At 67.1% G+C, this 14,380-nt stretch carries 13 protein-coding genes; 2 read left to right on the forward strand and 11 right to left on the reverse strand.

The features are described from left to right. From K1Y73_RS07545 to K1Y73_RS07585, 9 genes are all read right to left on the reverse strand, one after another. Positions 1 to 394, reverse strand: a 394-nt coding sequence (locus K1Y73_RS07545) for an ATP-binding cassette domain-containing protein (protein WP_225027611.1), incomplete at its 3' end; no start/stop codon positions are given. Next, a complete protein-coding gene (locus K1Y73_RS07550) occupies positions 391 to 1,359 on the reverse strand; it encodes a FecCD family ABC transporter permease (RefSeq protein WP_225027612.1) in 969 nt (322 codons plus the stop codon). The genes K1Y73_RS07550 and K1Y73_RS07545, both read right to left, overlap by 4 nt. Positions 1,360 to 1,369: 10 nt before the next feature. After that, entirely contained in the window at positions 1,370 to 2,407 is a 1,038-nt protein-coding gene (locus K1Y73_RS07555) for an ABC transporter substrate-binding protein (RefSeq protein WP_225027613.1), read from the reverse strand. Next, positions 2,404 to 2,862 (reverse strand): SAM-dependent methyltransferase, encoded by a 459-nt coding sequence (locus K1Y73_RS07560; RefSeq protein ID WP_225027615.1) that lies wholly within the window; start codon positions 2,860 to 2,862, stop codon positions 2,404 to 2,406. The genes K1Y73_RS07555 and K1Y73_RS07560 overlap by 4 nt, the downstream gene beginning before the upstream one ends. Before the next feature lie 234 nt (positions 2,863 to 3,096). Next, a complete protein-coding gene (rodA, locus tag K1Y73_RS07565) occupies positions 3,097 to 4,236 on the reverse strand; it encodes a rod shape-determining protein RodA (RefSeq protein ID WP_225027616.1) in 1,140 nt (379 codons plus the stop codon). 3 nt (positions 4,237 to 4,239) lie between these two features. Next, positions 4,240 to 6,186 (reverse strand): penicillin-binding protein 2, encoded by a 1,947-nt coding sequence (mrdA, locus tag K1Y73_RS07570; RefSeq protein ID WP_225027618.1) that lies wholly within the window; start codon positions 6,184 to 6,186, stop codon positions 4,240 to 4,242. A 14-nt stretch (positions 6,187 to 6,200) separates the two neighbouring features. After that, positions 6,201 to 6,743 (reverse strand): rod shape-determining protein MreD, encoded by a 543-nt coding sequence (locus K1Y73_RS07575; RefSeq protein ID WP_225027620.1) that lies wholly within the window; start codon positions 6,741 to 6,743, stop codon positions 6,201 to 6,203. Then, a complete protein-coding gene (gene mreC, locus K1Y73_RS07580; RefSeq protein ID WP_225027622.1) occupies positions 6,740 to 7,753 on the reverse strand; it encodes a rod shape-determining protein MreC in 1,014 nt (337 codons plus the stop codon). Before mreC ends, K1Y73_RS07575 begins: the two co-directional genes overlap by 4 nt. A gap of 56 nt (positions 7,754 to 7,809) precedes the next feature. Further along, the gene (locus K1Y73_RS07585) at positions 7,810 to 8,847 is read right to left on the reverse strand and encodes a rod shape-determining protein (RefSeq protein WP_225027623.1); all 1,038 of its coding nucleotides are present in this window, start codon (positions 8,845 to 8,847) and stop codon (positions 7,810 to 7,812) included. A 237-nt stretch (positions 8,848 to 9,084) separates the two neighbouring features. Between K1Y73_RS07585 and K1Y73_RS07590 the strand changes: the two genes are divergently transcribed. Both K1Y73_RS07590 and K1Y73_RS07595 read left to right on the forward strand, forming a co-directional pair. Further along, positions 9,085 to 9,840, forward strand: coding sequence for an SDR family NAD(P)-dependent oxidoreductase (locus K1Y73_RS07590; RefSeq protein ID WP_225027624.1), 756 nt, complete (start codon positions 9,085 to 9,087; stop codon positions 9,838 to 9,840). Beyond that, the gene (locus tag K1Y73_RS07595) at positions 9,837 to 10,586 is read left to right on the forward strand and encodes a PGN_0703 family putative restriction endonuclease (protein ID WP_225027625.1); all 750 of its coding nucleotides are present in this window, start codon (positions 9,837 to 9,839) and stop codon (positions 10,584 to 10,586) included. The genes K1Y73_RS07590 and K1Y73_RS07595 overlap by 4 nt, the downstream gene beginning before the upstream one ends. A gap of 40 nt (positions 10,587 to 10,626) precedes the next feature. On the opposite strand, the gene K1Y73_RS07600 is transcribed toward K1Y73_RS07595, so the two are convergent. Together K1Y73_RS07600 and K1Y73_RS07605 are read right to left on the reverse strand one after the other, a co-directional pair. Further along, positions 10,627 to 12,204 carry a 2-isopropylmalate synthase gene (locus K1Y73_RS07600; RefSeq protein WP_225027626.1) on the reverse strand — a complete coding sequence of 526 codons (1,578 nt, stop codon included), beginning with the start codon at positions 12,202 to 12,204 and terminating at the stop codon, positions 10,627 to 10,629. A 433-nt stretch (positions 12,205 to 12,637) separates the two neighbouring features. Continuing rightward, positions 12,638 to 14,296, reverse strand: coding sequence for an NAD+ synthase (locus K1Y73_RS07605; protein ID WP_225027627.1), 1,659 nt, complete (start codon positions 14,294 to 14,296; stop codon positions 12,638 to 12,640). Between the last annotated feature and the right edge of the window lie 84 nt (positions 14,297 to 14,380).

A 14,380-nucleotide genomic window follows, 5' to 3' on the forward strand; every position in this document is an offset into this window, starting at 1 on the left:
CATCGAGCCGCGCGGCCTCGGCCAGCGCTGCCCGGGCGGCGGCGTATTGGGCGGGGCCGGGGCGGGCAAAGCGCCCCAGGCCCACCGCGGCGCCCATCAGCACGATGTCCAGCGCGGTGAAGGCAAAGGCGGGGGCCAGCGCCTGCGGCACATGCGCCAGCCGCGCGGCGCGCGCCGCGGGCGACAGGGCGGCCAGGGGCTGGCCCTGCAGAAGGATCTGGCCCGACAGCGGCGGGATCAGGCCCAGAAGCGTGCGAAACAGCGTGGTCTTGCCCACGCCATTCGGCCCCAGCACCGCCAGAACCTGCCCAGGCCGCAGCCGCAGATCCAGCCCCGACAGGATCGCCCGCCCGCCATGGCCGATGCTCAGGCCCCGTGCGTCGATCAGGCTCATTCCGCCCATCCCCGCGCCCGGCGCAGCAGCAAAGCCAGAAACACCGGCGCGCCGATCACCGCCGTCAAAATGCCCAGCGGCACTTCGGTCAGCGCGACCGAGCGCGCGGCGGTATCGACCAGCACCAGAAACCCTGCGCCCAGCAGCAGCGTCGCGGGCAGCAGCCGGTCAAAGCGCGGCCCGGTCACAAGCCGCGCCATATGCGGCACCATCAGCCCGACCCAGCCGATCACGCCCGAGATCGAAACCGCCGCCGCCGTCACCAGCGTCGCGGCCAGGATCACCAGCAGCCGCAGCCGGCCCGTGTCGACGCCCAGGCTGCGCGCCTCATCCTCGGGCAGGGCGAGATGGCCGATGCGCCAGCGCAGCAGCAGCAGGGGCAGAAGCCCGGCCAGGATCGCGGGCAGGGCAAGCGCCACGTCGATCCGCTTGATCCCGGCCAGGCTGCCCATCAGCCAGAAGGTGATGGCGGGCAATTGGTCATCGGGATCGGCCAGAAGCTTGACCAGCGAGACGCCCGCGCCGGCCAGGGCGCCGATCGCGATGCCGCACAGGACCAGCGCCAGAACCTGCCCGCCCGCGCGCAGGGCCAGCGTCAGCCCCAGGACCAGCGCCACCACCGCAAGCCCCATGCCGAACCCCAGCGCCTGGATCGCCAGAACCGGCAGGCCCAGCAGGATGCCCAGCACCGCGCCAAAGCCCGCCCCGGCCGAAACGCCCAGAATATCAGGCGAGACCAGGGGGTTGCGGAACACGGTCTGATAGGCCGCGCCCGCACCGGCCAAAGCCGCGCCCACCAGAGCGGCTGCCAGAACCCGGGGCAGGCGGATGTTCCACAACACCGTCGCGGCCTGCGCCTCGCCGCCCTGTCCGGCCAGCACGCGCAGGATCTGCCCGGGCGCCATCGGGAAGGGGCCGATCATCACCCCGGCCAGCAGCGCCAGCGCCAGGCCTGCGGCCAGCATCGCTTCTACCCTAGTCACCCAGAAGCGCGCTCACCGCCGCATCGTCCAGCGTCACGCCGTAGAACAGGGCGTAGAAACCGGCCACTTCGGCGGCCAGATCGCCCTTGGCCTGCGCCGGATACAGCTTTTGCGCTAGCCATTTCAGCCCGATCAGCCGGTTGACCGAAGGCGGCGAGTCGATGAAGCCGAAGGGCCGCGACGGCGCCAGATAGACCCGCCCCTGCGCGACAGCGGGAATGCCCTGCCATTCCGGCATATTACCGACCGAAGCGGCAAAATCGCGGTCGATGGTGATGATGACATCCGGCGCCCAGGCCTGAACCTGCTCGGCCGAGACGGTCAACAGCCCCTTGCCCTCGCTCTGGGCCACGTTCACCGCGCCCATCCGCTCGATGATCTCGGCATTGATCGAGCCGCGGCCGGCGGTCTCCAACCCTTCCGGCCCGCGCGCCAGATAGACTTTCGGCCGCTGGGCCGCGGGCACGGTGGCCAGCAGCGCATCGGCCTTGGCGAAACTGTCTTCGGCATAGGCGGCCAGCGCCTCGCCCCGCTCGGCCACGCCCAGAACCCCGGCCATGGCGCGGATCGAGGCCGGCATCGCGTCCAGGCTGCCGTCGATCAGCACATAGGGCAGCTGGGCCTGGTCCTGCACCCGTTCGGCCAGATCCCGATAGGTGGCGTTCACCGTGCCGTAATCGACGATCAGATCCGGCCGGGCGGCCAGCAGCACTTCCAGGTTCAGCGTGTCGCCCTTGCCGGTCAGCCGGCCGAGTTCGGGCAGGGCCTGGGTCAGCGGCAGAAGATAGGGCAGGTCGGCCTGTTTCGGCGCCCGCACCCAGCCCAGCATCGCCTGGGGCTTCAGCGCGTAAAGCAGCGTCGCGGCGGGGGGACCCGCGGCAAAGACCCGCGCGGGATCGGCGGGGATTTCGACGCTGCGGCCGGTGGCGTCGGTGACAGTCTGGGTCGGCCCGTCAAAGGCTGCGGCGGGCAGCGCGGCCAGCACCAGAAGTGCGGCGGCCTTCAGCGCGGCGGGGATGAGATGTTTCATGCAAAGGCTCCGAATTCGGGTTTCAGATCAAGAAGCGGCGTGCCGTCGACGCAATCCAGCCCGCGCACCGCCAGGACCGACCCCTCGACCGACAGAAGCCGCACGAGGGAAGAGGCGATCGGATTGGGTCGCAGGGGCGAGCGCAGGGCGAAAGTGCCGGTCGCGCGATTGCCGAAATCGGGGTTCTGCAGCACCGCGTCGCGGCGGGCCAGATGCATCCAGTACAGGATCTGCAGCCGGTCCCTGCCGGCCAGCCCCTCCAGCGCCGGCAGCCAGCGCGGATCCAGTTCGATCCGGCAGAGCGGGCCCTGATCGGGGGCGCCGCGCCGCGGGCAGGCGCTGCGGGTGGTCCAGGGGGTACGGATCCGGCCGATGAACCACAGCCCGGCATCGAAGCCGCCGGGCAGGGCGACCGTCTGTTCATGCGGGCGCAAAGGATCGGCCAGGTCAGTCATCGACGCCGACCCATCCGATGCTGGCCCTGGTTCCCGCCGGGGCGGGGATCGTGATCCCGGGTCCGGGCCGCATGCTGCGGGCGCTAAGCGTCATGGTCCTCTCCGTCGCGGCCGCGTGCTGCGGCGTTCAATATGTTTGATGGAACATATCGCTACGCCTTGGCAAGCGCATAACGCCGCGCACAGGGCGCGGCGGCAGAAGCGGGGCGAGGCGAGAAGGGGAAAGGCCGGCCGTCAGCGCGGCCGGTGGACATGCGCGCTTTGCACCAGGCCGAAGCCCACCAGGATCACCAGCATCGCCGATCCGCCATAGCTGAGCAGCGGCAGCGGCACGCCCACGACCGGGGCCATGCCCATGACCATCGACAGATTGACGGCGATATAGAAGAAGAAGTTCGCCGCCACCCCGATGATCAGGATCGACGAGAACCGATCCTTGTTCTGCAGCGCCGAGACCAGGCAGAAGCCGATGATCAGCGCATAGATCACCAGAAGCGAGAAGGCGCCGACAAAGCCGAATTCCTCGGCCAGGGTGGTGAAGATGAAGTCGGTCTGTTTTTCGGGCAGGAAGTTCAGCCGCGACTGCGTGCCCTGCATGAAGCCCTTGCCGCTCCACCCGCCAGACCCCAGCGCGATCTTGGCCTGGATGATGTTGTACCCCGCCCCCAAAGGATCGGCCGATGGGTCAAGGAAAGTGTCGATCCGGCGATACTGGTAATCGTGCAGCAATTGCCAGGGCGTCCCGCGCGACAGGAAGACGGCTGTCACCGCGCCCACGACCAGCGAGATCACCACGCCGAAATACCATAGCGACACGCCGCCCACGAACATCACCGTAGCGCCGGCCGCCAGCAGCATCACCGAAGTGCCCAGGTTCGGCTGCATCAGCACCAGCACCGTGGGCGCCACGGTCAGCAGCACCGGCACCAGAACCCAGAGGGGCCGCGAGACCTTCTTGATGTCGAGCCCGTCGTAATAGGCCGCCAACAGCATCACCAGCGCGAATTTCATCATCTCGGAGGGTTGCAGGTTGATCGGCCCCAGCGCGATCCAGCGCTGCGCGCCCATGCCGATATGGCCCTTGAACTCGACGAAGATCAGCAGCGCGAATGAGATCAGATAGGCCACGCCCGCCATCGAGCGCCAGAACCAGATCGGCACCATGGCGACGATGAACATCAGCACCATGCCGGCCAGGAAGACCTGGGCTTGGCGCCGCGCCCAAACCTCGAAATCGCCGCCGGCGATCGAATACAGCATCAGGATGCCCACCAGCGACACGGCGGTGACCAGCACCACCAGCGGCCAGTTGATGTACAGGACCTTGCGGAACCCGGTCGGCACGTGCTTCAGGCGGTTTTCCAGATAGGCCATGGCTTAGGCCCGCTCGGCCTTGGGCACGGCGCCGGTGACCGGGTCGCGCAGCGGCAGTTCCTTCAGCATGGTCTCGATCCGGCCGCGCTGGCTTTTGGGATAGGCCTCCAGCGGCGGCAGGCCCTTGTTCAGCGCGGCCAGGATCACGTCGCGCGCGATCGGCGCCGCGGCGGTCGACCCGCCCGAACCATGCTCCACCACCACCGCCACCGCATAACGCGGGTTGTCATAGGGCGCATAGCCCACGAACAGCGCATGGTCGCGGCGGTTCCAGGGCAGCTGGTCGTTCGAGATCACCCCGCGCGCCCGCTCGGCCGCGGTGATGTTGCGCACCTGGCTGGTGCCCGACTTGCCGGCAAAGACCATGGTCGGCTCGACCACGCGGCTGCCCTTCGCGGTGCCATGATCGCCATTCACCACGTCATGCATGCCGCGCCGCACCGCCGCCAGATATTCGGCGGCAATCTCCAGCGGCGGCGCCTCGGCCACCGGCATTTCCTGGCCCGCGACCCGGCGCAACAGCCGCGGCGCCACCGCCTTGCCGCTGGCGATCCGCGCCGTCATCACCGCCAGCTGCAGGGGCGAGGCCAGCACATAGCCCTGGCCGATCGAGGCGTTGATCGTGTCGCCGATCCGCCAATCCTGCTTGTGGCGTTCCTGCTTCCAGGCCTTGTTGGGCATATTGCCCTCGGTGATCGCCGACATCGGCAGGTCGTGGCGGATGCCGAGGCCCAGCATCTTGCCCATCTCGGCAATCTTGTCGATGCCAACTTTCTGCGCCACGTCGTAATAGAACACGTCGCAGCTTTTCTCGAAGCTTTGGGTCAGCGAGACGGTGCCATGTCCGCCGCGGCTCCAGCAATGGAAGCGGCGGCCGCCGATTTCCAGATAGCCGGGGCAGCGTACCCGGTGGCCGGCCTGGATCGAGCCGGCCTGCAGCGCCGCCAGTGCCGTGACCATCTTGAAGGTCGAGCCGGGCGGATAGGCGCCCGACACCGCCTTGTTGGCCAGCGGGCGGTGGTCATGTTCGGTCAGCGCCGCGTAATCGGTATAGCTGATGCCGCGCACGAACAGGTTCGGATCGAACGAGGGCGACGAGGCGCAGCACATCAGATCGCCGGTTTCGACATCCATCAGCACCACGGCCGCGGATTCCTCGCCCAATCTTGCCTGTGCAAAGTTCTGCAGATCGGCGTCGATCGTCAGCAGGATGTCGGCGCCCGGCTGGCCTTCGTTGCGCTCCAGCTCGCGCATGACGCGGCCGACATGGTTGACCTCGATCTTCTTCGTGCCGGCCTCGCCGCGCAGATCGGATTCCATGAATTTCTCGACGCCGATCTTGCCAATCTGGAACTTGGGCAGGCGCAGCACCGGATCGGGATCTTCCAGCCCCTCAAGATCCTTGTCCGAGACCGGGCCGACATAGCCGATCACATGGGCGAAATCGGTATCGCGCGGGTAAAGCCGCGACAGGCCGACCTCGGGCGCGACACCGGGCAGGGCGGGCGCGTTGATCGCGACTTTCGAGAATTCGTCCCAGGACAGGCGGTCCTTCACCACGACCGGCACGAAGGCCGAATGCTTGCGCAGGTCCGAGACGGTCTGGTCCAGCTCTTCCGCCGTCATCGGCACCAGCGCGGCCAGCCGGCGCATCACCGCATCGACATCGCCCGCATCCTCGCGCGTGATCGAGACGCGGTAATTCTGTTCGTTCTGGGCCAGGATCTTGCCATTGCGGTCATAGATCACCCCGCGCACGGGCGGGATCAGCCGGATGTTGATGCGGTTTTCCTCGGCCAGAAGCTTGAACTCATCGGCCTGGTCGACCTGCAGATAGCGCATGCGCACGCCCAGCGCGGCGACCATGGCCGTCATCGCGCCGCCCAGCATCAGCCCGCGCCGGGTGATCGTGCGCACGCTTTGCTCGGTATCTTTCTGGGTCCGTCTCATCGGGTCTCAGGCATCTAGAGGCGCCTCCCCTGCGGGTCGATTTCGCCGGTGGCCGGTTTCTTCAGATCGAAGGCCAGCCGCGACAGGCCGACGACGACCGGATAGGCCAGGACCGACCAGACCACCTGCACCACGGCAAAGCCGAAGGGCGGCTGCGGCAGCATGGTGACCAGGAAGACCAGCCGGTAGGCCACCAGCATCGCCACCATCAGCCCCGCCGCCAGCAGCCATTCGACCAGAAAGTTCAACTCACGCGTCAGCGCGGTGCGCGCGCGCAGGAATTCGGTGGCCAGCACCACCAGCGCACACCACAGGCCCGGCGGGCGCATCAGGATCAGGTCCTCGGTCAGAAACACCGCGACCAGCAGCCAGACCGGCAGAAAGTCGGGCCGCCGCATCATCCAGGCCAGCGACAGGCACAGCAGAAGATCCGGGCCCGGAAAGGCGCCGGCGGTATTGCCCAAGGGCAGCAGCCGCACGAACAGCAGAAACAGCGCCAGCCCCAGGAACAGCGCCCGGTAGCCCCAGGGGTCGGCCCTCAGCGCGAAGCGGGTCATTGCCCTGTCTCCCCGCTGCCCGAGGCCGAGCCGTCGGCCGGCCCCTCGGCATCGCCCGAGCCGCCTTCCTGCACATCGCCGCCGCCCTGCACCGGCTGGGCGCCGGCCTCGGCCTCGCCGTCGATGGCGGGTTGCGGCTGCGAGGGCAGCAAGGGCGGCGCGATCAGCCCGCCGGGATCGCTGATCGTCTCGATGTCATGGCTGCGCAGGACGCGCAGGAATTCCAGCCGCTGGTAATCGGCCGACAGCACGACGCGCAGCCGCTTGTCGGTGCCGCGCACCACCTGGCCGACCAGCAGCCCCGCCGGCAGCACCTCGCCATCGCCCGAGGTCACCACCCGGTCGCCCGGGCGCACCTCGTCGGCATCCTCGATGAATTCCAGCAGCGGAATCGGCGAGTTGTCGCCCGACAGAATGGCCTTCTGCCCCGAGGGCTGGATCGTCACCGGCACGCGGCTGTTCGAATCGGTGACCAGGATCACCCGGCTGGTGCGTTCACCCACGCCCGAGATCCGGCCGACAAAGCCGATGCCGTCCATCGTGGCCCAGCCGTCGCGAATGCCATCGCGCGCGCCCACATTCAGCAGCACCGATTGGCGGAACGGGCTGCCGCTGTCGGCCAGCACGACGCCAGTGATATGGGTCAGCTTGGGGTCAAGCCGGACCTGGTTCAGGTCCAGAAGGCGCGCATTCTTCTGTTCCAGCTGCTCGGCCGCCTCTTTCCAGGCCTTCATCTTCTGCAGCTCGCGCTTCAGCTCTTGGTTCTGCTCGTAAATGCGGCTGTAGCTTTGGAAGTTGTCGACCATGTCGGCAACCTTGGCCACCGGCACCAGCGCCCATTCCAGATTGGGCACCACCGCATCGACCAGGGCCGAGCGGAAGCGTTCGACCCGTGGGCTGTCGATCCGCCAGACCAGGAACAGCGCCAGCAGCACAAGCAGAAGCACCCCCACCAACAGGCGGCGCAGGGGGCGGGAATAGTCTTCCGGTCCGATGCTGGTCTTGGACAAGGGCGCCTCTTCGGGCTGTCAGCCGGGGCCGGCCCCGGATATCGGTCGAGCCGGGCTCAGCTGTCGTAATCGATCACATGCCGCAGCTGTTTCTCGTATTCCAGCGCCTTGCCGGTGCCCAGAGCAACACAATTCAGTGACTCATTGGCGACCGAGATCGACAGGCCGGTCTGCTCGCGCAGCGCCAGGTCCAGATCGCCCAGTAAAGCCCCGCCACCCGTCAGCATGACCCCGCGGTCGACGATATCCGCCGCCAGATCGGGGGGCGTGGCTTCCAAAGCCTGCATCACCGCATCGCAGATCTGCTGCACGGGTTCGGCCAGCGCCTCGGCCACCTGGGCCTGGTTGATCTCGGTTTCCTTCGGCACGCCGTTCAACAGGTCGCGGCCGCGGATCTGCATGGAACTGCCGCGCCCGTCATCGGGCATGCGGGCGGTGCCGATCGAGGTCTTGATCCGTTCGGCGGTGCTTTCGCCGATCAAGAGGTTCTGATGCCGGCGCAGATAGCTGATGATCGCCTCATCCATCCGGTCACCGCCGACGCGGACGGACCGCGCATAGACGATATCGCCCAGCGACAGGACGGCCACTTCTGTGGTGCCGCCGCCGATATCGACGACCATGCTGCCCGTGGGTTCGGTGATCGGCATGCCGGCACCGATGGCGGCCGCGATGGGCTCGGCGATCAGCCCGGCGCGGCGGGCGCCCGCCTGCAAGACCGAGTTGCGGATCGCGCGCTTTTCCACCGGGGTTGCACCATGCGGCACACAGACGATGACCTTCAGATTGCCGAAGACGCGGCGGTTCTGCACCTTGCGGATGAAATGCTTGATCATCTGCTCGGCCGAATCGAAATCGGCGATGACGCCATCGCGCATCGGGCGGATCGCCTCGATCGAGCCGGGCGTGCGGCCCAGCATCAGCTTCGCATCCTCGCCCACCGCCAGCACGACCTTCTTGCCGTCCTTGACGTGATAGGCCACGACCGAAGGCTCGTTCAGAACGATGCCCCGGCCACGGATATAGACCAGCGTATTCGCCGTCCCGAGATCGATGGCCATGTCGGAAGAAAAGAGGCCGGAGAGGATGGACATGCGAGGCGGTCCTTTGCGACAGGATACGGCGAAGCCTCCGACTCAGCGGCGCTGGCAGAGGCGCCTTTCTATACGGATTCGGCAGATCAAGGGGAAGGCCGCTGGCCCGGGCAGCCGCGCAATTCCGCGCGACCGAAAAGATGCAACATTTTCTGGCCTGATCTCTGGGCGTTTCCGCGGCAGAATTGACATTATCGAACATCGGCCCAAAGCGGGTTGAAACAGAAGGGGGCGGCGATGGCGGTGGGGGCAGGTCGGGTGGCGCTGGTGACCGGCGCGGGGGCGCCGGGGGGAATCGGCTTTGCCATCGCGCGGGCGCTGGCGGCGGGCGGCGCCAGGGTCTGCGTGACGGCAACGGGGCCGCGGATCCATGACCGGGCGGCGGCGCTGGGCTGCATGGGGCATGTCGCCGATCTGACCGATCCGGCCCAGGTGGCGGCCCTGTTTGCTGCGGTCGAGGCCGCGCTGGGCCCGGTCGAGATCCTGGTGAACAATGCCGGGAAGGTGCAGTCGGGCAAGCGGGTGAAGCGCCAGAAGCTGGCGGGCTGGTCGGATGACGATTGGGCGCATCACATGGCGCTGAACCTGACCACGACCTTCAACTGCTGCCGTGCCGCGCTGCCGGGCATGGCGGCGCGCGGCTATGGGCGGATCGTCAACATCTCGTCGGTGACCGGGCCGCTGGTGGCGATTGACGGCTCATCCGCCTATGCCACCGCCAAGGCGGGCGTGACCGGCATGACCCGCGCCATCGCGCTGGAATATGGGCCCCGGGGCGTGACCTGCAATGCCGTGCTGCCGGGCTGGATCGCGACCGACAGTTCCAGCCCGAAAGAGATCCGCGCCGGGGCGAAAACCCCGGTCGGCCGGCCCGGCACGCCAGACGAGGTGGCGGCCTGCGCGCTGTTCCTGGCGTCCGAGGCGGCAACCTATGTCACCGGCACCACGCTGGTGGTAGACGGCGGCAATGTGCTGCAGGAGATGAAGCTGTGACCGATCCCGAATTCCTGCCCGGCGTGCCGGCCGATCTGGTGCTGCAGGCGCTGCGCCGCGCGCCCGGCAAGGAACTGGCCTCGGGCAAGTTCGACAGCCCCGATTCCTCGGCCGCGCTGGCGGCGAATGCCTTCGGCTGGTTCCTGACCCGCCCCCAGGCCCTGCCGCCCTTGCCGGGTGTGCCGATGGGCCGGCCCGACACGGTCGAGATCGAGGCAAGCCTGCGCTTTCCCTGGCGCGGCGGCGAACATCCCTGGCTGGATGCGGTGATCAGCTCGGCAACGACGCTGGTCGGGGTGGAATCGAAGCGCTACGAACCCTTCCGCCCGAAGAAGCGCAGCGAATTCTCGCCCGCCTATGCCGCGCAGGACTGGGGCCGCGGCCTGACCCGCTGGCACGAAATGCGCCGGGCCCTGGCCGAGGGGCGGCAGGTCTATCGCTGCCTTGATGCGGTGCAGCTGGTGAAACACGCCTATGGTCTGGCGACGCAGGGCGCCAAGCGCGGGCGGGGGGCGGTGCTGGTCTATCTGCACGCGGCGCCGGCGCAGTGGTCGAACGGCAAGCTGGTCGATCCGGCCGCCATCGCGCGCCACGCGGCAGAGATCAGCGATTTCGCCCGGGCGGTGCAGGGGGATCTGGTCAGTTTCGTGCCGCTGCGCTGGGCCGATCTGCTGGCGCAATGGGCGGCCGAGCCGGCGCTGGCGGCCCATGCGGCGGCGCTGCGCGACAGGTTCGGGCCGCTGTGACGGGTAGGGGGGGGCGCCCCCGAAAGGGCGCCCTGAACCGTCATTCACCGTGATAGGTGACGGTCTTCACATCCTCGCCCGGCGCGGTCTTCTGGCGCCGCACGATCAGCCGGTTCAGCGCGTTGATATAGGCCTTGGTCGAAGCCACGATCGTATCGGTATCGGCCGAGGACCCGGTGACGATCCGCCCGTCTTCCTCCAGCCGCACCGAGACCGTCGCCTGCGCGTCCGTCCCCTCGGTCACCGCATGGACCTGATAGACCTGCAGCCGCGCCTTGTGCGGGAACAGCATCTTCACGCACATGAAGGCCGCATCGACCGGCCCGTCGCCGGTGGCGTCGATATGATGATCGACCCCGTCGATCGACAGCACCATCTCGGCCTCTTGCGGGCCATCGGTGCCGCAGATCACCCGCAACTTCTTCAACTGCAGATATTCATGCGCATCATTGGTCTGCTCGTCCGAGACAAGCGCGATCAGATCTTCGTCATAGACTTCCTTCTTGCGGTCGGCCAAGGCCTTGAACCGTACGAAGACATCGTTCAGCTGGTTGTCGGCCAGTTCGACCCCCAACTCCTTCAGCTTCGCGCGCAACGCGGCACGGCCCGAATGCTTGCCCATCGCGATGTTCTTCTGCGTCAGCCCGATATCCTCGGGGCGCATGATTTCAAACGTCTCGACATTCTTCAGCACGCCATCCTGATGGATGCCCGACTCATGCAGGAAGGCATTCTTGCCGACGATGGCCTTGTTGGGCTGCACGACAAAGCCCGACACGGTCGAGACGCGGCGCGACAGATGCATGATCTTCGTGGTGTCGATGCCGGTGCGATAGGGCAGGATGTCATTCCTGACCTTCATCGCCATCACCACCTCTTCCAGCGCGGTATTGCCGGCGCGTTCGCCCAAGCCGTTGATCGTGCATTCGATCTGCCGCGCGCCCGCTTCCACCGCGGCCAGGCTGTTGGCCGTGGCCATGCCCAGATCATTGTGGCAATGGGTGGCGAAGATGATCTCGTCGGCGCCCGGCACCCGCTCCAGCAGCATGGCGATGATCTTGGCGCTCTCGAACGGGTAGGTGTAGCCCACCGTATCGGGAATGTTGATCGTGGTGGCGCCGGCCTTGATGGCGATCTCCACCACCCGGCACAGATAGTCATGCTCGGTCCGCGTGGCATCCATTGGCGACCATTGCACATTGTCGCACAGGTTGCGGGCATGGGTCACGGTCTGGTGGATCCGCTCGGCCATCTCGTCCATGGTCAGGTTCGGGATGGCGCGGTGCAGGGGCGAAGTGCCGATGAACGTATGGATCCGCGGCGATTTCGCGTGACGCACTGCCTCCCAGCAGCGGTCGATGTCTTTCTGGTTCGCCCGCGCCAGCCCGCAGATGGTCGAATTTTTCGCGCGTTTGGCAATTTCCGACACGGCGGCGAAATCGCCTTCCGAGGCGATGGGGAAGCCCGCCTCGATGATATCCACCCCCATCTCGTCCAGAAGACCGGCGATCTCCAGCTTTTCCTCATGGGTCATGGTGGCGCCGGGCGACTGTTCGCCATCGCGCAAGGTGGTGTCGAAGATCAGAACGCGGGGTTGCGTTTGGGGGGACGTGGCCATGTCGGGAATTCCTTCTTCCGAGCCGTTGCGGACCTTTGCAAGACGCGGGCGCTGGTCACCTCTGAGCGGTCGCGCCCGAGGGCACGCTCAGAGGCGGCTAAGAAGCAGCAGCTGGCCAAGGGGCAGCGCCACAGCGGCAAAGCCGGCGGCGAAGCGGATCGAGGTATGATGGCCCTTGGTCATAGGCCGGGACTATACGAAGGAATCGGGGCTTGAAAAGGGGGGAAGCGCGCCTGGCATGCATTTTCCCCAAAGCAAGCCGGGGCTCTGCCCCGGACCCCGGGATATTTGGGCAGAGAGGAAGGCAGCCCGCCAGAACAGGGTCTTGCCTTTCATCTGTCCCCAAATATCCCCGCGCGGAGCGCAGAGCCGAGCCGGTTGGCCGCAGGCCAGAGGCGAGACAAAAGCTTTGCGGCGCAGCCGCGCCCCTAAATCAGGACGGATCGCGCCAGCGCATGGCGATCGGGTAGCGGCGGTCCAGCCAGAAGGCCTTCTGGGTCAGCCGCGTGCCCGGCGCCGATTGGAAGCGCTTGTATTCGGCCAGGTAAAGCAGATGCTCCACCTTCTTCACCGTGGCGCGGTCATGGCCCTCGGCCACCAGATCGGCCACGGAAAGATCGCGCTCGACCAGGCCCTCCAGGATCGCATCCAGGTCTTCATAGGGCGGCAGGCTGTCCTGGTCGGTCTGATTGGCGCGCAGCTCCGCCGAAGGCGGCTTGGTGATGATCCGGTCGGGGATCACCTCGCCCGCCGGGCCCTTCATCCAGGGCCGGTGGTTTTCGTTCCGCCATTTCGCGGTCAGGAACATGCGGGTCTTGTACATGTCCTTGACCGGATTGTAGCCGCCGTTCATGTCGCCATAGATCGTGCAATAGCCGACCGCCATTTCCGACTTGTTGCCGGTGGTCAGCAGCATCTCGCCAAACTTGTTCGACAGCGCCATCAGCAGCAGCCCGCGCAGGCGGGACTGGACGTTTTCCTCGGTGATCCCCGGCTCGGTGCCGGCAAACAGCGGCGCCAGCGCCTCGGTCACCGCGGCCTGGGGGCCGGAAATCGGGATCGTGTCCAGCTTGCAGCCCAGCCTTTGCGCGCAAAGCGCCGCATCTTCCAGCGAATGGGCCGAGGTGAATTCCGAAGGCAGCATCACGCAGCGCACATTCTCGGGGCCCAAAGCGTCGCTGGCAATCGCCGCGACAATCGCGGAATCGATCCCGCCCGACAGGCCCAGCACCGCCTTCTTGAACCCGCATTTCGCCATGTAATCGGCCAAGGACAGCACGCAGGCGCGATAGTCCGCCTCGCCGATCGGCGGGATCGGGGCGATCTCGCCCTGGTCGGCCTGCCAGCCCTGATCGCCGCGGCGGAAGGTGACATGGGTCACGCTTTCCTCGAATTGCGGCATCTGCACCGCCAGATGGCCGCCGGGGTTCAGGACCATCGACGAGCCATCGAACACCTGATCGTCCTGGCCGCCGATCATGTTGAGGTACACCAGCGGCAGCCCGGTCTCGATCACGCGGGAGACCATCAGGTTCAGCCGCAGATTGGGCTTGCCGCGATGATAGGGGCTGCCATTCGGCACGAGCAGGATCTCGGCGCCGGTTTCCTGCAGCGTCTCGGCCACATCCGGGTGCCAGGCATCCTCGCAGATCGGCGTGCCGATGCGGACGCCGTTCACGACATAGGGCCCGGTCACATCGGCCGAGGCGAAGACGCGCTTTTCATCGAAGACCGCGTCATTCGGCAGGTGGTGCTTCAGAACCTGCGCATGCACGCGCCCGCCCTGCAGCACATACCAGGCATTGTACAGCTTGCCGTCCTTCAGGGCCGGCCCGCCGATCCCCAGCGCCGGTCCCTCGGCACAGTCGGCCGCCAGGGCCTGGATCGCGGCAATCGCGGCCTTGTGAAAGGCGGGCTTCAGGATCAGATCCTGGGTCTGATAGCCGGTGATCCACATCTCGGTCAGCGCCACCAGATCGGCGCCGGCGGCGCGGCCCACCTCCCAATAGGCCTTGGCGCGGGCCGCATTGCCGGCGATATCGCCCACCACAGGGTTGGCCTGCACCAGGGTCAGCCGGAATGTCTCGGTCATCGCAAGGCTCCTTCTTGCCGCAGGCCCAGCATTAGCCGCAAGCCCGGCCGGGCGAAAGCCCGCCTGTCGGCCGGACCGGCGCGT

Origin of the sequence: Xinfangfangia pollutisoli (assembly GCF_020179405.1) — a bacterium.
In the GTDB taxonomy this organism is placed as follows: Bacteria; Pseudomonadota; Alphaproteobacteria; order Rhodobacterales; family Rhodobacteraceae; genus Pseudogemmobacter; species Pseudogemmobacter pollutisoli.

Coding starts and splice junctions, on each gene's coding strand:
- K1Y73_RS07550 (WP_225027612.1), bottom strand. CDS start 1,359: ATGCTGGCCGCAGGCCTGGCGCTGGCGCTGCTGGCCGGGGTGATGATC.
- K1Y73_RS07555 (WP_225027613.1), bottom strand. CDS start 2,407: ATGAAACATCTCATCCCCGCCGCGCTGAAGGCCGCCGCACTTCTGGTG.
- K1Y73_RS07560 (WP_225027615.1), bottom strand. CDS start 2,862: ATGACTGACCTGGCCGATCCTTTGCGCCCGCATGAACAGACGGTCGCC.
- rodA (WP_225027616.1), bottom strand. CDS start 4,236: ATGGCCTATCTGGAAAACCGCCTGAAGCACGTGCCGACCGGGTTCCGC.
- mrdA (WP_225027618.1), bottom strand. CDS start 6,186: ATGAGACGGACCCAGAAAGATACCGAGCAAAGCGTGCGCACGATCACC.
- K1Y73_RS07575 (WP_225027620.1), bottom strand. CDS start 6,743: ATGACCCGCTTCGCGCTGAGGGCCGACCCCTGGGGCTACCGGGCGCTG.
- K1Y73_RS07585 (WP_225027623.1), bottom strand. CDS start 8,847: ATGTCCATCCTCTCCGGCCTCTTTTCTTCCGACATGGCCATCGATCTC.
- K1Y73_RS07590 (WP_225027624.1), top strand. CDS start 9,085: ATGGCGGTGGGGGCAGGTCGGGTGGCGCTGGTGACCGGCGCGGGGGCG.
- K1Y73_RS07600 (WP_225027626.1), bottom strand. CDS start 12,204: ATGGCCACGTCCCCCCAAACGCAACCCCGCGTTCTGATCTTCGACACC.
- K1Y73_RS07605 (WP_225027627.1), bottom strand. CDS start 14,296: ATGACCGAGACATTCCGGCTGACCCTGGTGCAGGCCAACCCTGTGGTG.